This window comes from Variovorax brevis (genome assembly GCF_030317105.1).
GTDB lineage: Bacteria > Pseudomonadota > Gammaproteobacteria > Burkholderiales > Burkholderiaceae_C > Variovorax > Variovorax brevis.
On record NZ_JASZYG010000004.1, the window covers coordinates 645,831 to 667,572 of the forward strand.

At 67.6% G+C, this 21,742-nt stretch carries 18 protein-coding genes; 7 read left to right on the forward strand and 11 right to left on the reverse strand.

Features of this window, described 5'->3' with window-relative positions:
• Positions 1-4: 4 nt before the first annotated feature.
• Positions 5-811 carry an alpha/beta fold hydrolase gene (locus QTI66_RS15835; RefSeq protein WP_286560741.1) on the reverse strand — a complete coding sequence of 269 codons (807 nt, stop codon included), beginning with the start codon at positions 809-811 and terminating at the stop codon, positions 5-7.
• A 256-nt stretch (positions 812-1,067) separates the two neighbouring features.
• Between QTI66_RS15835 and QTI66_RS15840 the strand changes: the two genes are divergently transcribed.
• Positions 1,068-1,589 carry a Dps family protein gene (locus tag QTI66_RS15840; RefSeq protein ID WP_286560742.1) on the forward strand — a complete coding sequence of 174 codons (522 nt, stop codon included), beginning with the start codon at positions 1,068-1,070 and terminating at the stop codon, positions 1,587-1,589.
• A 45-nt stretch (positions 1,590-1,634) separates the two neighbouring features.
• Here QTI66_RS15840 and QTI66_RS15845 read toward each other — a convergent pair whose 3' ends face one another.
• Positions 1,635-2,372 carry a response regulator gene (locus tag QTI66_RS15845; protein ID WP_286560894.1) on the reverse strand — a complete coding sequence of 246 codons (738 nt, stop codon included), beginning with the start codon at positions 2,370-2,372 and terminating at the stop codon, positions 1,635-1,637.
• A gap of 117 nt (positions 2,373-2,489) precedes the next feature.
• On the opposite strand from QTI66_RS15845, the gene QTI66_RS15850 reads away from it, so the two are divergent.
• From QTI66_RS15850 to QTI66_RS15865, 4 genes are all read left to right on the forward strand, one after another.
• Positions 2,490-2,849 (forward strand): DNA-binding transcriptional response regulator, encoded by a 360-nt coding sequence (locus QTI66_RS15850; protein WP_286560743.1) that lies wholly within the window; start codon positions 2,490-2,492, stop codon positions 2,847-2,849.
• Complete coding sequence (locus QTI66_RS15855) at positions 2,846-4,963, forward strand: ATP-binding protein (protein ID WP_286560744.1); 2,118 nt, start codon at positions 2,846-2,848, stop codon at positions 4,961-4,963. Before QTI66_RS15850 ends, QTI66_RS15855 begins: the two co-directional genes overlap by 4 nt.
• Positions 4,964-5,186: 223 nt before the next feature.
• Positions 5,187-5,621 carry a lecithin retinol acyltransferase family protein gene (locus QTI66_RS15860; RefSeq protein WP_286560746.1) on the forward strand — a complete coding sequence of 145 codons (435 nt, stop codon included), beginning with the start codon at positions 5,187-5,189 and terminating at the stop codon, positions 5,619-5,621.
• A gap of 94 nt (positions 5,622-5,715) precedes the next feature.
• Positions 5,716-6,774, forward strand: coding sequence for a DUF3500 domain-containing protein (locus QTI66_RS15865; protein WP_286560747.1), 1,059 nt, complete (start codon positions 5,716-5,718; stop codon positions 6,772-6,774).
• 23 nt (positions 6,775-6,797) lie between these two features.
• On the opposite strand, the gene QTI66_RS15870 is transcribed toward QTI66_RS15865, so the two are convergent.
• The 4 genes from QTI66_RS15870 to QTI66_RS15885 all read right to left on the reverse strand — a co-directional run bounded on the left by QTI66_RS15870 (position 6,798) and on the right by QTI66_RS15885 (position 14,736).
• Positions 6,798-8,714, reverse strand: coding sequence for a PhoX family protein (locus tag QTI66_RS15870; RefSeq protein WP_286560750.1), 1,917 nt, complete (start codon positions 8,712-8,714; stop codon positions 6,798-6,800).
• 136 nt (positions 8,715-8,850) lie between these two features.
• Positions 8,851-10,311, reverse strand: coding sequence for an efflux transporter outer membrane subunit (locus tag QTI66_RS15875; RefSeq protein ID WP_286560751.1), 1,461 nt, complete (start codon positions 10,309-10,311; stop codon positions 8,851-8,853).
• A 1-nt stretch (position 10,312) separates the two neighbouring features.
• Positions 10,313-13,489 (reverse strand): efflux RND transporter permease subunit, encoded by a 3,177-nt coding sequence (locus tag QTI66_RS15880; RefSeq protein ID WP_286560752.1) that lies wholly within the window; start codon positions 13,487-13,489, stop codon positions 10,313-10,315.
• A 14-nt stretch (positions 13,490-13,503) separates the two neighbouring features.
• Positions 13,504-14,736: an efflux RND transporter periplasmic adaptor subunit gene (locus tag QTI66_RS15885; protein WP_286560753.1), complete on the reverse strand. Its 1,233-nt coding sequence runs from the start codon at positions 14,734-14,736 to the stop codon at positions 13,504-13,506.
• Between the two features lie 156 nt (positions 14,737-14,892).
• Here QTI66_RS15885 and QTI66_RS15890 point away from each other — a divergent pair, with 156 nt between their 5' ends.
• Positions 14,893-15,150: a hypothetical protein gene (locus QTI66_RS15890; RefSeq protein ID WP_286560754.1), complete on the forward strand. Its 258-nt coding sequence runs from the start codon at positions 14,893-14,895 to the stop codon at positions 15,148-15,150.
• 87 nt (positions 15,151-15,237) lie between these two features.
• Here the strand turns inward: QTI66_RS15890 and QTI66_RS15895 are convergent, their stop codons facing one another.
• Positions 15,238-15,720: a DUF4148 domain-containing protein gene (locus QTI66_RS15895; RefSeq protein WP_286560755.1), complete on the reverse strand. Its 483-nt coding sequence runs from the start codon at positions 15,718-15,720 to the stop codon at positions 15,238-15,240.
• Positions 15,721-16,030: 310 nt separating this feature from the next.
• On the opposite strand from QTI66_RS15895, the gene QTI66_RS15900 reads away from it, so the two are divergent.
• Entirely contained in the window at positions 16,031-17,023 is a 993-nt protein-coding gene (locus tag QTI66_RS15900) for an alpha/beta fold hydrolase (protein WP_286560756.1), read from the forward strand.
• 29 nt (positions 17,024-17,052) lie between these two features.
• On the opposite strand, the gene QTI66_RS15905 is transcribed toward QTI66_RS15900, so the two are convergent.
• From QTI66_RS15905 to QTI66_RS15920, 4 genes are read right to left on the reverse strand one after another with little or no spacing between them, the layout of a single operon-like run.
• Positions 17,053-18,075: an ABC transporter permease gene (locus QTI66_RS15905; RefSeq protein WP_286560757.1), complete on the reverse strand. Its 1,023-nt coding sequence runs from the start codon at positions 18,073-18,075 to the stop codon at positions 17,053-17,055.
• Positions 18,076-18,094: 19 nt separating this feature from the next.
• Positions 18,095-19,114 (reverse strand): ABC transporter permease, encoded by a 1,020-nt coding sequence (locus QTI66_RS15910; protein ID WP_286560758.1) that lies wholly within the window; start codon positions 19,112-19,114, stop codon positions 18,095-18,097.
• A complete protein-coding gene (locus QTI66_RS15915; protein WP_286560759.1) occupies positions 19,107-20,591 on the reverse strand; it encodes a sugar ABC transporter ATP-binding protein in 1,485 nt (494 codons plus the stop codon). The genes QTI66_RS15910 and QTI66_RS15915 overlap by 8 nt, the downstream gene beginning before the upstream one ends.
• 31 nt (positions 20,592-20,622) lie before the next feature.
• Complete coding sequence (locus tag QTI66_RS15920; RefSeq protein WP_286560760.1) at positions 20,623-21,624, reverse strand: autoinducer 2 ABC transporter substrate-binding protein; 1,002 nt, start codon at positions 21,622-21,624, stop codon at positions 20,623-20,625.
• Between the last annotated feature and the right edge of the window lie 118 nt (positions 21,625-21,742).

Genomic DNA, 21,742 nt, shown 5'->3' on the forward strand with positions numbered 1-21,742 from the left:
TTTCTCAGCTGTTGGCAGCCGCGTCCAGGATGAGACGGGTGATCTCGTCCGGATGCGAAATGAGGCCCAGGTGGCTCGCCGGCAATTCGATGGTCTTCGCGCCCATGCGCTTGGCCAGGAATCGCTCGAGCTCCGGGTCGATGGTGCGGTCGTTGGTCGAGACCTGGTACCAGGTCGGCTTGCTGCGCCAGGCCGCCACGGTCGTTCGACCGCTGAACAGCGTCGATGACACGCGGCCCTGAACGGCATAGAGCACGCGTGCCTTCGCCGGATCGATGTCGCCCGCGAAGTCGCGCAGGAAGGCTTCCTCGCTCAGCTGCGCAAAGCCGCCGGAGGTGACAAGGCCGGCGCTGGCCGGGGGCTTGGGAAACTTCGCGGCGAGTGCGCCGAAGTCCTCGCCCGCATCGGGCGCGCGGGCCGATACATACACGAGCCCCGACACCTTCTCGTGCACGCCCGCCTCGCTGATGACCATGCCGGCCCACGAGTGGCCGACCAGCACGGTCGGGCCGTCCTGCAATTCGAGGATGCGGCGCGTGGCCTGCACGTCGTCGTCCAGCGAGGTGAGCGGGTTCTGCACCGCCGTCGCGCGCAGGCCGGCCGCCTGCAGCCGGGCGATCACCTCGGTCCAGCAGGAACCATCGGCATAGGCGCCGTGCACCAGCACGACGTTGCGAACGCGCACGTTGGCGGCGCTGGCCGGTGTTGGGCGCGCCGGCTGCGCGGAGGCCGCTTGGGCCATCGAGGAAGCGGCAAAGAGCGCGGCGCCCGCGCCTGCCAGGGTTGCGGAAAAGTTGCGGCGATTGAGCATGGGAGTCTCCTGGGTCAGACGCCAGCGCGGGATGCGCAGGCCTCGAACTGACACCTGAAAGATCTCTTGCCGCCGTTGCCTGGCCATTGCAGGCGGCCCGCGCACCGCTGCGATCGCAACGGCGCCGGTTTCAGATGAAACCGGCGCGGCAATGAAGCCGCAGCGCCGCCACACCACAGTCGAACCCGGGCGGCCGGATGCGCATCTCCGGACGACCCGCGTTCACTCCGATGCGCGCCAACCAGAAGCACCTTCCATGACCATCACTGTCGAATCTTCCATCGCGCGCCGCCAGGCGCCCCTGCGCACGCCCACGGCACTGGGCACCGAAGCCCGGCGCGACATTGCCGGCGGCCTGTCGGCCTTGCTGGCGGACAGCTTCGCGCTGTACCTGAAGACCAAGAACTTCCACTGGCACATGTCCGGCCCGCACTTTCGGGACTACCACCTGATGCTCGATGAACAGGCGTCCGAAATTTTTGCGACCACCGATCCGATCGCCGAGCGCTCGCGCAAGATTGGCGGCACCACGCTGCGCTCGATCGGCGACATCTCGCGCCACCAGCGGCTGTCTGACAACGACGCGCCCTTCGTCACGCCGGCCGACATGCTGGCCGAACTGCGCCAGGACAACCTGCGCCTGGTGGACTTCCTGCGAGCGACCCACGCGCTGTGCGACGCGTACGGCGACGTCGCCACGGCCAGCCTGCTGGAGGTGTGGATCGACGAAGCCGAGCGGCGCGCGTGGTTCCTGTTCGAGACCGGACGCGAAGCCTGACGCGCGCGCCGGGCCGGAACAAAGTGGGCCGGTCCGGCCCGCGGCTCAGTGCAGCACCTGCACCTGGGGCTCGAACACGTAGCCGGCGCCGCGCTCGGTGCGGATCATCTTCGGCGCCGAGGCGTCCGTTTCGATCTTGCGGCGCAGCCGCAGGATCTGCACGTCGATCGAGCGGTCGTACACCTCCGCGCCGTGCAGGCGCGACATCTCCAGCAACTGGTCGCGCGACAGCACGCGCTGGGGCTGCTCGCACAGCGCCAGCAGCAGGTTGAATTCGCCGTTGCTGAGTTCCACGCGCTGTCCGTCCGGCGAGGTCAGCCGGCGCGCCAGCAGGTTGAGCTCCCAGCCGGCGAAGCGATAGGCCCGCCGCTTGGTGCTGCGCGCCTGCGGCGCCGCGTCGGAGCGCGCCTGGTAGCGGCGCAGCACCGCACGGATGCGGGCCAGGATCTCGCGGTTGCTGAAGGGCTTGGTCACGTAGTCGTCGGCGGCAATTTCCAGACCCATCACGCGATCGGCCTCGTCCTGCTTGCCCGTGACGATGATGACCGGCAGGTCGCTGGTGTCGCGCAGGCTGCGCGCCAGTTGCATGCCGTCCTCGCCGCTCAGGCGCAGGTCGAGCATGACCAGGTCGATCACGCTTTCCTGCAGGATCGCGTTCATCTCGGCGCCGCTCGACACGGCGGTCACCTTGAATTCGTTTTCTGCCAGGTAGTCCGACATCAGTTCGCGCAGTGCCGGATCGTCGTCGACGACGAGGATGTGGGGTGAAGCGGCGGTGTTCATGGCGCTCGAAGCGTAGTTCAATTGCTCCTACAAGGGGCTACCGGCACATTACAGGTGTAATGGTTTTTCCATGCGTCTGACATGGCGCCGGCATTTGCATGAGCGCCAATGGTGTCCATGCTGAAGATCATGGTGATAGACAAGGATGGAGCGATGCGCGTGCTGATCTCCGAATGGCTGGCCGGCGAAGGGCACGAAGTGCTTTCGCTGCCGCGGCTCGACGCCGCGCCCGACGACACGGTGGACCTCGTCATCCTCGACCTCCCCGAGCCTCGCTCGCGCGACGGCAAGACGGCCCGTGCCGTGCAGGCGGTGCGCGCGGCCTTTCCGCATTCATCGGTGATCGGCATCTCCGCCCAGCTCGGACGCAGCCTGGGCAGCGATTCGGACGCCGCCCGTGCGCTCGGGGTCCGCCGGCTGCTCGCCAAGCCGTGCAGCCGCGATGAACTGCTGGGCGCCGTGGCGGCCGCCGCATGACCTCGAGCGAGCGCCTGAGGCAGCGGATTATTGCCGCCGGCGCCGTGCTGATCGCGGCCTTTGCCGGCGCAGCGGTTTACGACGGCTGGCGGCTGCACCAGCAGATCACGTTCGCAACGGAGCGCGAACTCGGCAACCTCGCCAAGGCCCTGGCCGAGCAAGGCGCCCGAACCCTGCAGGCCGTGGACGTGCTGCTGCGCGACACCGCCGAGTGGTACCAGATCACCGGCCGCAACCTTCCGCCCGATGCCATCTCCGCCGCGCTGGCCTCGCGCGTGGTCGGCGTCTCGCAGGTCAGCGTGCTGACCATCGTCGATGCGCAGGGCAGGCAGCGCCACCGCTCCCGCGTCACCGGCGAGCCGCTGGCCGACGTCTCCGACCGGCCCTATTTCCGCAACCAGCGCGAACTTCCGACGGGCGACCTCTACATCAACGAGCCGGTGGTGACGCGCACCGAGCGGCTGCCCGCGCTGGTGGTGTCGCGCCGCCTCAGCACGCCGGATGGCGACTTCGACGGCGTCGTCACCGCCATCGTCACGCTGCAGCAGATGCAGGCGGCCTATTCCGCGATCGAGCTGGGCGAAGGCAGCGCCCTCCTGCTGACGCTCGACGACGGCACACTGGTGGTGCGCCAGCCCGAGGCGACCACGCCGGACGTGGGACGGCGCTATCCCGAGCTGGCAGCTTTCAAGGGCGCGCCACTCATCGACCGCTCCATCAGCCCGGTCGACGGCCGGGCCAAGCTGCTCGCTGCCGTGGGTGTCGCCCGGCGGCCCTTGACGCTGACCATCATGCGCGACGAGGAAAACGCGCTGCGCCCTTGGCACGACGAGATGCGCAGCGCCATCATCCGCACGCTGCTGCTGGCGGCGCTGGTGGTGCTGACCATCGCCGGCCTGCTGCGCCAGTTGCGGCGGCTGGAGGCCGGCGAGGCAGAAAAGGCCGCGCTGCAGGCCCGGCTGCAGAAGGCCCAGCGGCTGGAGTCGCTCGGCACCCTGGCCGGCGGCATCGCCCACGACTTCAACAACATCCTCGGCGCGATCCTCGGCTTCGGCGAAATGGCGCAGCAGCACGCACCGCCGGGCAGCGACATGCGCCGCTACGTCGATCGCGTGATGGAGGCCGGCGCTCGGGCGCGGGTGCTGGTGCGACGCATCCTCGACTTCAGCCGCAGCGGCGTGGCCGAACGGCTGCCGGTCAACATCCAGGCGGTCACGGCGGAGGCCATCGGGATGCTGCGGCCCACGCTGCCCGAAGCGATCCGGTTCGAGGCCAGGCTGGAAGCCGGCACCGCCGCCGTGCTGGGCGATGGCACGCAGCTCTACCAGGTCGTCATGAACCTGTGCACCAACGCCGCGCAGGCGATCGTCGATGCCGGCACCATCGACGTGCACCTCGACCGCGTGCAGTGCGACGCGCCAAAGCCGCTGCTGCACGGCGAGCTGGCCGCGGGCCCGTACGCGCGCCTTGCCGTGTCGGACACCGGCCGCGGCATGTCGGCCGACGTGCTGCAGCGCGCCTTCGACCCCTTCTTCACGACCAAGAAGGTGGGCGAAGGCACGGGCCTGGGCTTGTCGATGGTGCACGGCATCGTGGCCGATCTCGGCGGCGCCATCGACATCGAGACCGAGCCGGGGCGCGGCACGCGCGTCACGGTCTGGCTGCCCGTGTCCGGTGAAGCGGAAGCCGCGCCGGCACGCCTGGACCCCAGCTGGCCACTGGGCAACGGCGAAGTGGTGATGGTGGTGGACGACGAGCGGCCACTGGTCGAGCTGGCGGAGGAACTGCTGGCCGTGCTGGGCTACGAGCCGGACGGCTTCGATTCCGCCGAGCGCGCGCTGGAGGCTTTCATGGCCGACCCGCAGCGCTTCGACGCGGTGCTCACCGACGAGATGCTGCCCGGCTTGGCGGGCAGCGAATTGGCGCGGCGTCTGCTCGCCGTTCGGCCTGACCTGCCGGTGATCCTGGTCAGCGGCAACGTCGGCGCTGCGCTGGAGCAGCGGGCGCGCGACGCCGGGGTCGCCACGCTCCTTCGAAAGCCGCTGCGCCTGCAGGAACTGGCCGAGAGCCTGGCGCAGACGCTCGGCTCGCAAGCCACGCAACCCCGGTCCTGATCGGGCGCTTGCCCAAACTGCAAGGCATCGATGCATCGCCGCTTCGGCGATGAGCTTGTGACTGCCGGTCGCGATTCGGCCTGGCAACTGTTGCCAGCGTTTGGCGTCGGGGTTGCGTGCAAGTGGCGGCGACGCACTCGCCGGTTGCGGCGGTGTTTCAAACGCAATGCACGCCGGCGCGCGTGGCATTCGCTCGCAACCGGGGGTGGCAAGACTGGGGCCCATGAACCCGGATACGCACACCCCCGTTTCGCCGCACGCGTGGCCCCTCGGAGCCCACCTCGTGTCGCCGCGTCGTGGCTACAAGCACCACGGCATCTACGCCGGCCAGGGCCGCGTGATCCACTACGCCGGCTTCAGCCGCGGCTGGTGGGCGGGGCCGGTCGAAGAAGTGACGCTGGGCCGCTTCTGCATGGGAAGACCAGTCGCCGTGGTGGACGACGCAGGTGCCCGGCACGACGGTGCAGCCCGCGTCGCGCGTGCACGGCAGCGCATGGGCGAGGACCGCTACTCGCTGTGGACCAACAATTGCGAGCACTTCTGCACATGGTGCGCGCATGGCATCGCCCGCAGCGCCCAGGTCGATGCCTTGCGCGTACGCGTGCATCGCATCCTGTCGGTGCTCGGCCATCCGGGACCGCTGGCGCCCAGCCGTTGATGCAGGAGTCGCCATGACCCCCAACTCGACTCGCCACGCCAACTCCGGCATCCTTGCGCCTGTTCATTGGTCATCTCACGCAGAAGGACCAACCATGCTGCTGCGCACGCTCTCCACCTGGCTGTCCTGCTGGACCTTGCTCGCCGTCGTGCCCTTGGTCGCTGCCGCGGCGGACACCAGCCGCGCGGCGCAAGCGATGACGGCCGCGGCGCGGGCGCTGCTGGAGGCCACGCCGGCGGCGCAGCGACCCGAGCTGCTGCGGCCGTTCACGCTGGAGGCCCGTGGCGACTGGAACTACACGCCACGCAGCCGGCCTGGCATCCCGTTCAAGACCATGGCGGACGCACAGCGCAAGGCGGCGCAACAGTTGCTCGCCGCGGCCTTGTCGGAACCCGGTCTGGTGAAGGTGCAGGCCATCATCGCCCTGGAAATCGCGCTGCGCGAGATCGAATCCTTCGGCTTCTCGCGCGATCCGGAGAACTACGCTTTCGCGCTGTTCGGCACGCCGGACGCCAGCTCGGCATGGGGCTGGCGCATCGAAGGACATCATCTCTCGCTGCACTTCACGCTGGCTGACGGCCAGGTCGTGGCGACGCTGCCGCAGTTCCTGGGTGCCAACCCGGCGCAGGTGCCGCGCGACATCGCCAACCAGGGCCCGCGCAAGGGCCAGCGCGCGCTGGGCGAGGAGGAAGACCGCGCCTTTGCGCTGCTGGGCGCGCTTTCGCCGGCGCAGCGCCAGCAGGCCGTCTTCAGTACCAAGCCTTTCGGAGACATCGTCACGCGCAACGCCGCACAGCTGGACCCGCTGGCGCCGGTGGGCCTGCCTTTCAGCGCCATGGACGCGGCGCAGCAGGCCTTGCTGCTGCGCATCGTCGAGTCGCTGGCCTCGGTGGCCGAACCGTCGCTGGCGCAGCAGCGGCTGGAACGCGTGCGGGCGGGCGGCCTGGACGGCATCCGCTTCGCGTGGGCCGGCGCCACCGAGCGCGGCCAGCCGCACTACTGGCGCATCCAGGGCGCGCGCTTTCTCATCGAATGGGACAACTCGGGCGGCAACCACATCCACAACGTGTGGCGCGACTTCGAGGGCGACTGGGGACGCGACGTGCTCGGCGAACACTACCGCCGCGCGCGCGGCAGCGACCACAAGCACTGAGTGCCCGGGTTCGAGGATCGAATTCAGGTGCCGATCACGCCCCCGTCGTCCTTGGTGATGGCCACGGTCGCGGAGCGGGGCCGGCCGCTGCCATCCGGCCAGCGCGAGACGGCGAGCGGGCGGTCGGGGTCGCTTCGCTCGTTGGCGGGCTCGCCCGGATGCTGGATGTTGATGAACAACGTGCGCAGATCCGGCGAGGTCGCCAGGCCGGTCACCTCGCAGCCAGCCGGGCCGACCAGGAATCGCCGGATCTCGCCGCGCGTGGGGTCGCACGCCAGCATCTGGTTGTTGGGCAGGTTGCTGTAGTCGCCCCGGCCGAGCGTGGACGTGGAGACGTCGGTCTCGATCCACAGCACGCCGCGCGCGTCCACCATGAGGCCGTCGGGGCTGCCGAAGGTGTCGCCCTTCACATTGCCCTGCGCCTCGAAGCGCGACTGCTTGGGGTCGCCGGCCAGCACCAGGTGGTTCCACTCGAACTTTGCGGCGTCCAGGTCGCCCGATTCCTTCCAGCGGATGATCTGGCCCATGGTGTTGTTGGCACGCGGGTTGGCCGCGTCCATGAAGGGCTGGCCGGGCGCGCCCCGGTTGCTGTTGTTGGTCAGGGTGCAATAGACCTCGCCGGTGAGCGGATCGACCGTGGTCCACTCGGGCCGGTCCATCTTCGTCGCGCCGAGCAGGTCGCTGGCCTGGCGCGACTTGATCAGCACATCGCCCTGGTTGGCGAAACCCTTGTCCGCCGTCAGCGGACCGCGGCCTTGCACCAGCGGCAGCCACTCGCCGGTTCCATCGACGTCGAAGCGAGCGACATACAGGGTGCCGTTGTCGAGCAGGTCCCGGTTGGCGGCCGCACCACCCGGCTGCATCCGGTCGCGGCTGACGAACTTGTAGATGTACTCGAAGCGCGAGTCCTCCCCCATGTAGACAACGGCGCGGCCATCGCGCGTCGTCGCGGTCGCCGCGCCTTCGTGCGCCGCGCGGCCGAGGGCGGTGCGCTTGCGGGGTTTGGAGGCGGGATCGAGCGGATCGATCTCCACCACCCAGCCGAAGCGGTTGGGTTCGTTGGGATGGCTGGCGACGTTGAAGCGCGCCTCGTGCTCGTGCCAGCGGTACTTGGCGCCGTTGCCCTTTCGGATGCCCCAGCGGCGCTGGTGCGCGTCAGGCTGTTCCGGCCCTTCGAAGTAGTCCGCAAAGTTCTCCTCGCAGGTCAGGTAGGTGCCCCAGGGCGTCTGGCCGTTCGCGCAGTTGTTGAAGGTGCCCAGCACTTCGGTGCCGCCCGGATCGGCGGCCGTGCGGAGCATCTCGTGGCCGGCCGCCGGGCCCGTCACGGTCATCGGCGTGCTGGCCGTGATGCGGCGCGCCATGCGCGACGGAAGCACCTGTTTCCACTGGCCGCCCTCGCGTCGCAGTTCGATGACCGACACGCCGTGCGCGTTCATGGACTTGCGGACCTTGTCGGGCGTCCACGTCTTCATGCCGTCGGGATGGAGCAGGCCGTCATCGACGTATTCGTGGTTCAGCACGAGCAGGCCGCGATCACTGCCCTGCGGGAAAAAGGCCATCCCGTCGTGGTGCATGCCGGCTTGTTCGGATTGCTCTTCGGCCGTGTTGCTGCCATCGGCCTTGAAGGCGGGCATGGCGCCGGAGCCGGTCGGATCACCCCAGCGATAGAGCACGCGTGCCGTGTAGCCTTCAGGCACCACGACCTGGTCGGTGGCGCTCATGGGCACGCTCTTGAAACCGATGGCGCGGCCGATCGACGCGAAGGACGGCGAGGTGGCGCAGCCCGCGATGCTGCCGACCGCGAGCGGGCCGAGGGTGCCGGCCACGGCAGCGGCCAGTCCCCCGCGGATGAGGATGCGGCGCCGTGGATCGGACACCTCGTGAATGCTGGGGTTGGCGCTGGAGTTGGAGTTCTCCATGCGCGCGAAGTCCTTGGCCATGCCGTGCTCACATCGTGGGGGATCCCCGATGGTGCATCGACGACGTGAAGGTTCAATGACAGGCGAAGGGAGTTCCTGCATGGGCGAGGCCTGGAATCCCCCCAGCCAGCCAGGCCTTCGCTGTCGCGCCAGTGGCCTATCTGAAATCACCCGCCACGCGCGGCGCATCGCCGGTGTCGCGGATCCAGCCGCCGCCCAGCGCGCGGTACAGGTCGACCAGGCTTTCCAGCCGGTTCATCTGCACCGACACCAGCGCCAGCTGGGCGTTGTAAAGGTCCGTCTGCGCGGTGAGCACATCGAGGTAGCCGTCCACGCCGCTTGCGTAGCGCGCCTGCGAGATCCGCAGCCGCCGGTTCTCTTCGTCGGTGAGGCGCCGCGCCGCGGTGAGCTGATCCCCGTAGGTGCTGCGCGCGGACAGGCCGTCGGCCACCTCGCGGAACGCCGTCTGTATCGCCTTCTCGTACTGCGCGATGCCGATGTCCTTGCGCACTTTCGCGATGTCCAGGTTGGCCTGGTTGATGCCGGCATCGAAGATCGGCAAGGTGAGCGCGGGCACGAAGGACCAGGCGCTGGACCCTGCGCCGAACAGCCCGCCCAGCGTCGGGCTCGCCGAGCCGAAGGCGCCGGTCAGCGTGATGCGCGGAAAGAACGCAGCGCGTGCGGCGCCGATGTTGGCGTTCTCCGAGCGCAGCAGCGCTTCGGCCTGCAGGATGTCCGGGCGGCGCGCCAGCAGGTCGGAGGGCAAGCCCGCCGGCACATCGTCGCGAATGGCCTGTTCGCCCAGCCGCACCGGCGGCGGCAGGTCGCCCGGCAGCGGCTCGCCGATCAGCAGCACCAGCGCGTTCTCGGCCTGTGCACGCAGTCGCAATTGCGCCGCCTCATTGACGCGGGCCTGTTCGACCAGCGTCTGCGCCTGGCTCAGGTCGAGGTCAGACGCGGTGCCCACGTCGAAGCGGCGCTGCACGATTGCGAGCGAGCGGGTGACAGCGTCCAGCGTCGCGCGCGTGACGGCCAATTGCTCGTCGTACGCAAGGGTGGCGAGGTACTGGTCTGCCACTTGCGACACCAGCAGGATTTCGGCGGCCTGGCGCGCATGCGCGCTGGCCAGGTATTGCTCGAATGCTGCGTTGCCAAGGCTTTGCAGGCGGCCGAAGAAGTCGATCTCCCACGCCGCGGACAATGCAACCGCCGACGAATGCGCGACCAGCGGCTTTCCCGTCGTTTCCAGGCTGCCGGGCGTGCGCGCGTTCGAGCCCTGCACGCCGGCCGTGACTTGCGGGAACAAGGCCGCGTGCTGGACGCTGTACTGCGCCCGCACCTGCTCCACGTTCAGCATCGCAACGCGCAGGTCGCGGTTGTTCTGCAGCGCGATTTCCACCAGGCGCTGCAGGCGCGCATCGGCGAGGAAGTCGCGCCAGCCGATGTCCGCGGCAGCCGCCTGCCCTGCCGCGTCGCTGGCCGGCTTTCCCTGGCCTTCGCCCTGGGGATAGGTCGCGGCGACGGGCGCGGCGGGCCGCTGGTACAGCGGCTCCAGCGAACAGCCGGCCGTGGCAACGGCGGCAAGCATCGCGAGGGTGCAAAGCTTCAGGGTGCGCATGTCAGGCTCCTTCGGGGGTGGCGATCACGGTGCCCGGCCGTTGCAGTGCAGGCACAGGCGCAGGCGCATGGACAGGCTTCGTCCGCGCCAGCCGCCCGGCAACCACCACGTAGAACATCGGGATCATGAAGATGGCGAGGAAGGTCGCCGCGCCCATGCCACCGATGACACAGACGCCGATCGCGTTCTGGCTGGCCGAGCCGGCACCCCTGGCCAGCGCCAGCGGCAGCACGCCGAGCCCGAAGGCCAGCGAGGTCATGACGATCGGCCGCAGCCGCATGTGCGCCGCCTCGACCGCCGCTTCCAGTGCGCTGCGTCCGCTGGCCTGCAGGTCGCGGGCGAACTCCACGATCAGGATCGCGTTCTTCGCCGACAGCCCGATGGTCGTGAGCAGCCCCACCTGGAAGTACACGTCGTTGGACAGGCCGAACAGCGTCGTCAGGCCCAGCGCACCGAGCACGCCCAGCGGAATGACCAGCATGACGGACAGCGGAATCGACCAGCTCTCGTACAGCGCGGCCAGGCAGAGGAACACCACCAGGATCGACAGCGCATAGAAGTACGGCGCCTGCGAGCCCGACTGCTGCTGCTGCAGCGAGACGCCGGTCCACTCGAATCCGATGCCGAGCGGCATCTGCTTCATCAGGCGCTCCATCGCGGCGATGGCCTGGCCGGTGCTGCGGCCCGGCGCGGCCTGCCCCTGGATCTCCACGGCCGGCACGCCGTTGTAGCGCTGCAGTTGCGGCGGGCCGTAGGTCCACGTGCCTGTCGCGAAGGAAGAGAACGGCGTCATGCCGCCTTGCGCGTTGCGCACGTAGAGCCGGTCCAGGTCCTCGGGATTCATGCGGAAGGGCGCGTCGGCCTGCACATACACCTTCTTGATGCGGCCGTCGGTGTCCAGGAAGTTGTTGACGTACTTCGAGCCCCAGGCGGTCGAGAAGGCCTGGTCGGCGTCGGTGATGGCGACGCCCAGGGCGCTGGCCTTCTCGCGGTCCACGTCGACCTTGAAGGTCGGGTTGTCGGCCAGTCCGTTGGGCCGCACCAGCGCGAGGTCGGGGTCGTGCCTTGCGAGGTCCAGCAGCTTGTCGAGCGCCTGCATCAGCTTCTCGTGGCCGACGCCGCCGCGGTCCTGCAGCTCGAAGTCGAAGCCGGCGGCCGTGCCCAGTCCCTGGATCGCCGGCGGCGTGATCGGGATGATGACCGCGTCCTTGTAAGTCGCGAAGTGTTTGGCCAGCCGCGCGGTCAGCGCTTCGGCGTTTTGCGCCGGCTTTGTTCGCTGGTGCCAGTCCTTCAGCTGCACGTACAGCAGCCCCTGGCTCTGGCCGCGGCCGGCAAAGTTGAACCCGTTCACGAGAAAGCTGGCCTCGACAGTGTCGGCCTCATCCTTCGCAAGGTAGTCGGAGATGGTCTCGAGCACGCCGCCCGTGCGCTCCATCGTCGCACCGGGCGGCGTCTGCACCTGGATGTAGAGGAAGCCCTGGTCCTCTGTCGGCAGGAAGGACGTTGGCAGGTGCACGAACATCCATCCCACCGCCGCGATGATCGCGGCGTAGATGGCGAACCAGCGCCCGGCGCGCCCGATCACATGGCGCACGCCGCGCAGGTAGCCATCGCGCGAACGGTCGAAACTGCGGTTGAACCAGCCGAAGAAACCCGTCTGCTGCGCGCCCGGGTCATGGGCCGGCTTCAGGATCATGGCGCACAGCGCCGGCGTGAGCGTGAGCGCCACGAACACCGACAGCAGCATCGCCGAGACGATGGTGAGCGAGAACTGCCGGTAGATCGCACCCACCGTGCCGCCCGAGAACGCCACCGGCACGAACACCGCGCACAGCACCATCGCCACGCCGATGAGCGCGCCGGAGATCTGGCCCATCGCCTTGCGCGTGGCGTCGGGCGCCGACAGGCCCTCTTCCTGCATGACGCGCTCGACGTTCTCCACCACGACGATCGCGTCGTCCACCAGCAGGCCGACGGCCAGCACCAGGCCGAACATGGAGAGCGTGTTGACCGTGAAGCCCAGCGCCGCCATCACGCCGAAGGTGCCGAGCAGCACCACCGGCACCGCGATGGTGGGAATGATGGTGGCGCGGATGTTCTGCAAAAAGAGCAGCATCACGAGGAACACCAGCGCGATGCCTTCGAAGAGCGTCTTCACCACTTCCTTGATCGACTCGCGGATGAAGGGCGTCGAGTCGTTCGGGTAGACGACTTTCAAGCCTGGCGGGAAATACTTCGACAGTTCCTCGATGCGCCCGCGCACCGCCGTGGCCGTCTGCAACGCATTCGCGCCGGTGGCCAGTTGCACGGCGATGCCTGCGGCCGGCTTGCCGTTGTAGCGCGTGTCGACGGCAAAATTCTCGGCACCCAGTTCGATGCGCGAGACGTCGCGCAGGCGCACCTGCGAGCCGTCCGGCAGCACCTTCAGCAGGATCGCGCCGAAGTCCTGCGGCGTGCGCAGCAGCGTCGCGGCGGTGATGGTCGCGGTCAGCTGCTGGTTGCCGACGGCCGGCGCGCCGCCGAGCTGGCCGGCCGAGACCTGCACGTTCTGGTTGGTCACCGCCGTGGTCACGTCGACCGGCGTGAGCGCGTAGCTGTAGAGCTTGCGCGTGTCCAGCCAGATGCGAATGGCGTACTGCGTGCCGAACACGTTGAGGTTGCCCACGCCATCGATCCGGCTGACCGGATCCTGCACATGCGAGACGACATAGTTGGCGATGTCGAACTTGTTCATGCTGCCGTCCGTCGACACGAAGCCCGCCACGAGCAGCGACGCGCTGCTGGACTTGGTGATGCGCACGCCCGTCTGCTGCACCGGCGCGGGCAGCAGCGGCGTGGCGAGCTGCAGCTTGTTCTGCACCTGCACCTCGGCGATGTCCGGATTGGTGCCGGGCGCGAAGGTCAGCGTGGTGGTCGACTGGCCGGTGTCGTCGCTGGACGAGGACAGGTACAGCAAGTGGTCGAGCCCGCTCATCGATTGCTCGATCACCTGCACCACCGTGTCCTGCACGGTCGTCGCCGAGGCGCCGGGATAGCTCGTGGTGATCTGCACCGTGGGCGGCGCAATCTGCGGATACTGCTCGACCGGCAGCGTGAAGATCGACAGGGACCCCGCCAGCATGACGAGGATGGCGAGCACGATCGCGAAGATCGGCCGCTGGATGAAGAACCTGGCCATGGCGCGACCTCTTTCTAGTGGGCCGCGGAGGCGACGACGGGACGATCGGCCGGGGCGTTTCCGCCGGCCGCGACAGGCGCAAGCGGCACCGCAGGCGTGCCCGCCGGGGCGGTCTCCACCGGCCGCACCTGCGCACCGGCCTTCACCTTCTGCAGGCCAGCCACGATGACCTTCTCGCCATCGGCGAGGCCGCCGTCGACCACCCACTTGTCACCGATGGTGCGCGTGGCCTGCACGGTGCGCAGCGCCACCTTGTCGTCCGGGCCAACGACCAGCACCGTGGCCTGGCCCTTCGGATCGTGGGTCACGCCAACCTGCGGCACCAGCAGCGCGCCATCGTCCACGCCCTGGTCGATGCTGGCGCGCACGAACATGCCCGGCAGCAGCACATGCGCCGGATTCGGAAACACCGCGCGCACCGTCACCGAGCCCGTGCCCGCGTCGACCGTGATGTCGCTGAACTCGAGCTTGCCGGGCAGCGGATACTTCGTGCCGTCCTCCAGCGTGAGCTGCACCTTCGCCGCTTCGGCGCCATCCAGCTTGAGCTTGCCGGACGCGAGGTCGCGGCGCCATTGCAGGCCTGCCAGGCTGGAGCGGTTCAGGTCGACGTAGATCGGGTCCAGCTGCTGCACGGTGGACAGCAGCGTCGCCGTGCTGCCCTGCACATAGGCGCCCTGCGTGACCTGCGAGATGCCGACACGGCCGCTGATCGGCGAGACCACGTCGGTGTAGGCCAGGTTGATGCGCGCGGTCTCGACGGCCGCCTTGCCGGCGGCAACCGCCGCCTGCGCCTCGCCCTGCGCGGCGACCGCGTTGTCCAGGTCCTGCCTGCTCACTGCATTCGACTCGATGAGCTGCTTGTAGCGCTGTGCCAGCGCGTTGGCCGACACCAGCCTGGCCTGCGCGGTCTGCAGCGTGGCCAGCGCGCTGTCGAGTGCGGCGCGGTAGGGGGCCGGATCGATGCGGTACAGCGACTGGTTCGCCTTCACGTCCGAGCCTTCCTCGAATTCGCGCTTCAGCACGATGCCGTCGACCCGCGCGCGAACCTGCGCCACGAGGTACGCCGACGTGCGGCCCGGCAACTCGGTGCTCACCGGAACGGCTTGCCGGTGCACGGCAAGCACTTCGACTTCGGGCACCTGCGCGACAGGCGGCGCATGGGGTTTCGAGTCTCCGCATCCCGCCAGCAGGAGGACGCAGAGGGCGGCGCTGCCACGGCAGCGCGCGAGTGCTTCGAACGGGTACATGGAACGAACTCCTGTCAGTGGCCCGCAAGCCGTTCTGGCTGCGACTTTCGGTGGATGCACCGCGACGGTGCAAAAATTTGGGTATCGGCCTCTAAAAATTCGCATTCGCACCCGCCGGATGGTGCAGTGCAGCAAATAAAGGCCTACGATGGCCGCATGTCCCTCGTCCTGTTTGCCGCCAATGCGCTGGTCGGAAGCTATCTGAACGGCCGTCAGTTGCCCGACGCGCTTCTCTCCACGGTCGTACGCGCTGTCGAGGTCCGGTTGATCGATGGCAAGACCCCGGTGCTGGACGAATCACTGCGCAAGCTGATCGACAGCGAGTTGGACGACCCGACACCCGTTGCCAGCCAGTCGCAAGGCCATCTGCCCGACCCGCAACGAAAAGACGCCACGCAATCTCCGCCAGGATGACGCAGCGCCGGCACGTGCACGGCGACCGGCCCCGCTTCCCGCGGGCCGATAGCCTGCACGTCCTGCCTCGCTGCAATGGCGAGGAAATCAGCGACTTGCCACTGCGTTGTTGCCGCTGCGGGTTGCTTGATGCCGGGCCAGGTAGAAAGAACCGCTGTCCTCGCCGTCCAGCGCGTTGAGCGAACCGTCTGCTTCCGCTTGCTTGACCTCCGCCTTGACTTCGGAACGCGGCTCGGTGGAGTGGAATTGCTCCGTCAGGTAGGTTGAGCCACTGTCTTCACCCGTTTGCACGTCGAGCGTGCCGTTGGCTTCCGCTGCGGCCAGCTCGGCCTTGACTTCCGAACGCGGCTCGGTGGAATGGAACTGCTTGGACAGGTAGAACGAACCGCTGTCGGCGTTGTTCAGCGCGTTGAGCGAGCCATCGGCCTGGGCCTGCGCCAACTGGGCCTTCACCTCGGCGCGGGTCAGTCCCTGCGCAGAAGCCATTTGGGCACCGGAGAGCGCCGCGCCAACGGCGAGAACGGCGAGCGTCAGATTGAGTTTCTTCATGATGATTTCCTTTGCGCGCATCTGCAATTCAAGGAGGGGGCCGCACCGGCAGACACGCATCCAGTGATTCCCCGGACCAACGCACCGCGCTTGTCCTGGCTCTACTGTCGGGAGCGCCCGTTGCGCGTTGATTTCGGGTGGCGCCGCCGCGATTGCAAACGAAACACGGCAGGAAACGGCGCCGTCAGGCGAGCCGGCCGTGGCGCCCGGCGCATTGCAGATGAAACCGCGGTTGCTACGCCGGTAACCGCGAAAGGCGCCAGGAAATCAGCATGCAACGGCCGACGTACATCGTGGGGGCGTTCCTCAACGCAACCCGGGAGAACGCTCCATGAATGACCCGAAACCGACAGGCTTCCCGACGTCCCGGCGCCGGTTCATCGCGGGTGGCGCGGGGATCGCCCTGGCAGCCGGGATTCCGGCCGCCGCCCTGATGTCGGTCGCACCGCCTGCCGGTGCTGCCGATCTTTCTTCTTCACCAGCACGCAAAGGAAAGACGATGAGCACCATCAAGACCCACGACGGAACAGAGATCTACTACAAGGATTGGGGCAGTGGACAGCCCGTGGTATTCAGCCACGGCTGGCCCCTCAGCTCCGACGCATTTGAAGACCAGATGTTTTACCTGGCTTCGCGCGGCTACCGCTGCATTGCGCACGACCGCCGCGGGCACGGGCGCTCCAGCCAGCCATGGAACGGCAACGACATGGACACCTACGCGGACGACCTTGCCGCCCTGGTGGAGCACCTGGACCTGAAGAATGCCGTTCACGTCGGCCACTCGACGGGCGGCGGCGAAGTCGCGCGCTACATCGGCCGGCACGGAAACAAGCGCGTGGCCAAGGCGGTGCTGATCGGCGCCGTGCCGCCCCTGATGCTCAAGACGGCCGCGAATCCGGGCGGCTTGCCGATCGACGTCTTCGACCAGATTCGCGCAGGTGTGCTGGCCGATCGCTCCGCCTTCTGGAAGGACCTCAGCATGCCCTTCTACGGCTACAACTGGCCCGGCGCCAAGGTGTCGGAAGGCGTGCGCGAATCGTTCTGGCTGCAGGGCATGATGGCTGGCATGCCCGCATCGTATTTCTGCGTCAAGGCATTCTCGGAGACGGACCTCACCGAAGACCTGAAGCGCATCACCGTTCCCACGCTGATCCTTCACGGTGACGATGACCAGATCGTTCCCATCGCCGACTCCGCGATGCTCTCTGTCAAGCTGGTCAAGCACGCAACCCTGAAGGTCTACAAGGGCGCGCCGCACGGCATGTGCACGACGCGCAAGGAGGAGGTCAACGCCGATCTGCTCGCGTTCATCCAGGGCGACTGAAGCACACCAGGCGCGAGGCGATGAAGACACTATCGCCTCGTCGCCCCCAACCCCTCCATCACCACGCCCAGCGCGGTGACCGCCAGGATCAGCACTCCCCAGATCGCCAGCGTCAGGAAGGGGCTGAAGTTGAGCAGGTTGAAGGCCGACGAGATGAGCTGCAGCAACACCAGCGCCATCACCAGTCCGCCCACCTTGCCGAAGCCGCCGAAGGGATCGACGCCCCCGAGCACGGCGGCCAGGATGGTCACCAGCAGGTAGCTCTCGCCGTAGGACGCGTTGGCCGAGTTGAAGCGCGCCATCATCACCAGCGCGGCGACGAAGGCCAGCAGGCTCGACAGCACGTACACGCCCAGCAGCACGCGCCGCGTGTCGACGCCCGAATAGCGCGTGGCTTTCTCACTCGATCCGATCATGTAGACCTTGTGGCCGAACGGACTCTTGTTGAGCAGCACCGCCATCGGCACGCACAGCGCCAGGAAGATCAGCAGCGCCACCGGCACGCCGGCGAGCGTGCCGTTGCCCAGGAAGACGATCGGCTCGGGAAAGCCGGAGATGACGTTGCCGCGCGTGAGGCCGATCGACAGGCCCTTGCACATCGTCATCGTGCCCAGCGTCGCGAGGATCGGCGACACGCCGAGGTACGCAATGACGAAGCCGTTGATGAGCCCGACCACCAGCGCCACCGCCACCCCCGCGAGGATCGCGATGACCTGCCAGCCGCCCCACATGAAGCCTTGCGCGCCGGGCACATGCGTCGTCAGCACCCACGCCATGGCAAGCGCACAAAGATTGGCCGTGGCGATGATCGAAAGATTCAAACCGCCCGACAGCAGCGTGACCATCATCGCCAGCGAAAGGATGCCGAGTTCGGGCAACTGGAAGGCCATCGACTGCAGCGAGCCGACACTGAAGAATCGTTCGCCCAGCAAGAGTCCGAACACCGCCACCAGCGCCACCAGCACCAGCGACAGCATGGGCACGGTGCCGCCGCGCAGGAAGCGCGGCAACTGGAATGCCGGGCGCGATGCGGGAGATGGCGCAGCGCTCATGTGTGGTGTCGCTCCATCATCAGTTGATCGCCTTCGCCGCGCGGCGTCGACGTTCCGACCATGCCGTCATCGACACCGCCACCAGGATCGTCAGGCCGACGAACCACTGGTTCCAGTAAGACGACACGCCAATGAGCACCAGGCCGTTCTGCAGGATGGCCAGCAGCGCGACGCCGAGGATGGCGCCGAAGACCGTGCCCACGCCACCCGTGAGGCTCGCACCGCCCAGCACCACGGCCGCCAGCACATCGAGCTCCTTTCCCACCAGCACGGTGGGCGTCACCGACTGCGCCAGTTGCGCCTGCACCAGCGAGGCCACGCCCGCCACGAAGCCAAGGTAGCCGTACACCAGAACGTTGAGCCGGAACACATGAAAGCCCAGCCGCTGCGCCGCGTCCTTGTTGCCACCCATCGCGTAGATCTGCCGTCCGACGTTGGTGCGGTTGAGCAGCAGCCATGCGGCGGCAAAGGCCAGCACCAGCACGATGATCTGCAGGTTGAGCGCATAGGGCACGCCGCTCGCGTCCACCTGTTCGAACCACCAGATGCCGTCGCGGAAGAACTTGGGCAGCGAGGTGATGTACTTGCCGCCGGTCGAGAAAATGAGCAGGCCATAGAAGATGTTGAGCGTGGCAATCGACACGATGATCGAGGAGATGCGCAGCTTGGTGATGAACACCGCATTGATCACGCCGCACACCACGCCCACCGCGGCGGCAATGGCAAACAGCGGCGCCCACCCCAGCCCATGCCGGATGCCGATGGTCAGCGCCACGTACTGCGCAATCGACGCCGTCGCCGTAAACGAGATGTCGATGCCGCCGGCAATCAGTACCACCAGCAAGCCGGAAGCCAGGATGCCGATGAAGGCGTTGGACGTGAGCAGGTCGTAGAGGTTCTGCACCGTGAGAAAGCTGTCCGTGGCCAGCGACAACGCGAGTGACAGCACCAGGATGACGGCCAGCAGCCAGAACTCGTGGCTTCGCCGAAAGCGCTGCAACGCAGAGCCGGCGCTCGCGCTGTGGCTGGCGCTATGCATCGACCATCGCCTGCAGTTCCTGTTCCGAAGAGTCGTGCGGCACGCGCTCGCCAACAAGGCGCCCTCCCCGCATCACCAGCACCCGATGCGAGTGATAGAACACCTCGGGAATCTCGTCCGAGATCAGCAGGATCGCCACGCCGCGAGCGGCCAGCGCACGCACCACTTCATAGATGCCGTCTTTGGCGGCGATGTCGACACCCACGGTCGGGCTGTCGAGGATCAGCAGCTTCGGCTGCGTCGCCATCCACTTGGCGAGCACCACGCGCTGCTGGTTGCCGCCCGACAGCGTGCGCACCGCGTTGTCCGCGTTGGGTGCCTTGATGGCCAGTTCCTCGATCCAGTGGCGGGCGGTCTTCTGGCGCGTCTCTTCGCGCACCAGGCCCAATCCGTTGGAAAGCTTGTCGAGCACCGTGACGAGGATGTTCGAAGAGATCGGCTGCTCCAGCACCAGGCCCAGGTTGAGCCGGTCTTCGGACACGTAGGCGATGCCCTCCTCAATGGCCTGCGCATTGGTCTTGAGCGCCAGCGGCTTGCCATTGAGTCGGATCTCGCCGGAGGTTGGCCGGTTCATGCCGAAGAGCGACAACGCAAACTCGGTGCGCCCGGAGCCGAGCAGGCCTGTCAGGCCGACGATCTCACCCGCGCGGATGTCCATGCTGATGTCCGCGTACTGGCCCGTTCGCGTGAGCCCGCGCACGGACAGCACCAACTCCGGCTTCGCACCGTTCGTGGCCGACGTCTTGTACGCGAAGGCCTTGCCGGTCATCAGCGTCGCCAGCTTCCTGTCGTCCATCTCGCGCGCCGGGAATTCGCCGACCTTGGCGCCGTCGCGCAGCACTGTCACGCGTTCGGCGATCTCCATCACCTCGTCCAGCCGATGCGAGACGAAGACGATGCAGATGCCGTGCTGCTTCAGGTCGTCCACCAGGCGCACCAGCGCCTCGACCTCGTGACGCGAGAGCGACGCCGTCGGCTCGTCCATGATGACCAGCCTGGCATCCGCCGCCATCGCACGGCAGATGGCGACCAGCTGGCGGTTGGCAATGGACAGGTCCTCCACCCGCGCGTCCGGGTCGAGCGAGGCGCCGATGCGGGCCATCGCCGCGGCGGCGGTGGCGCGCAGGCGCTTCCAGTTCACCACCTGCGGCCGACCCAGATGGCTCGCGATGGCGATGTTCTCCGCCACCGTGAGGTTCGGAAACAGCGAGAGGTCCTGGTAGATCACCTGGATGCCGCACGCGGTCGACTGCACCGGGTCGAGATGCGGATACTCCCGCCCCCCGATCACGATGCGACCGCCCGGCTCGGGGTGCAGCACGCCCGAGATGATCTTGATCAGCGTCGACTTGCCCGATCCGTTTTCACCGACCAGGCAATGCACCTCGCCGGCGGCCAGCGAGAGGTCGACGTCGCGCAAGGCCACAACGCCGCCGAAGCGTTTGGAGATTGCCTTCAGATCAAGAAAATTCGCCAATCAAGCCTCAAGCACTTGCGCATTCAGACACCTAGAGGCCGCCGGCAATCAAGCCAGCAATGGTCTCGTTGTTGATCCGCATGATCTTGTCGACCTTGATCAGCTTGCCCGGCACGTCCACCGCCGCCTTGCCGAGGCCCGGAATCTCGACGCCGTCCTTGATCTGCTTGCCGTCGACCACCAGGCGCGCCACGGCCACCATGGCGTAGCCCGCATCCGTCGGGTTCCACAGGAAGCCTTCGCGGATGATGCCGTCGGCGATCAGGTCCTTGGCCTGCGAGGGCAGCACCGTGCCGACGACCGCGATCTTCTTGCCCAGCCGCTTTTCGCGCACCGCGTTGCCCGCGCCGATGGGTCCGTTGGAACCGAAGCCGAGGATGCCCTTGAGGTTCGGGTACGCCTTGATCACGTCGAGCGTGGTCTTGTACGAGGTGTCGATCTCGTCCGCGCCGGGGAAGCGGTCGGCGGCGAGCTTCATCTTGGGGTAGTTCTTCTTCTGGTACGCGATGGCGGCGTCGGCCCACTTGTTGTGCAGCGGCGTGGTCAGCGTGCCGACGTAGACGACGTACTCGCCTTCCTCGCCCATGTCCTTGGCGATGCGCTGCATCTGCACTTCGCCGAACTTGACCGAGTCGATGAGTTCGACGTTCCAGTCGCGCCCTTCCTGCTCCGGCCCTTCGTGCGTGATGACCTTGATGCCGGCCGCCTGCGCACGCTTGAGCACCGGCTCGCACACCTTCACGTCCAGTGGCACCAGGCCGATGACGGTCACTTTCTTGGCGATCTGGTCTTCCAGCAGCTTGACCTGCTGCGCGGGATCGACATTGGCCGGGCCGACCATGGTGGCGTCGACGTTGAAGTCCTTGCCGCCCTTGAGGATGCCTTTTTCGACGGCGTTGAACCAGGGTATGCCGGCGATCTTCACCACCGTGACCATGCTGGGATTTGCCGCGAAGGCGAGTCGGCTGGTCAGGCCCGTTGCGCCAGCCATGGCGGCGCTTCCCAATGTCTTGAGAGTCTTGCGTCTGTCCACTGGATGTCTCCGAGTTGTTTCCGCTCTTGGCGGGTTGTGTGGTCCTCCCAGGTGAAACGCGAAGCTGCGCCGATGCTAGTGCGTCGGGTGTTGGTTGACAACAGCGCCCGGTGACCGT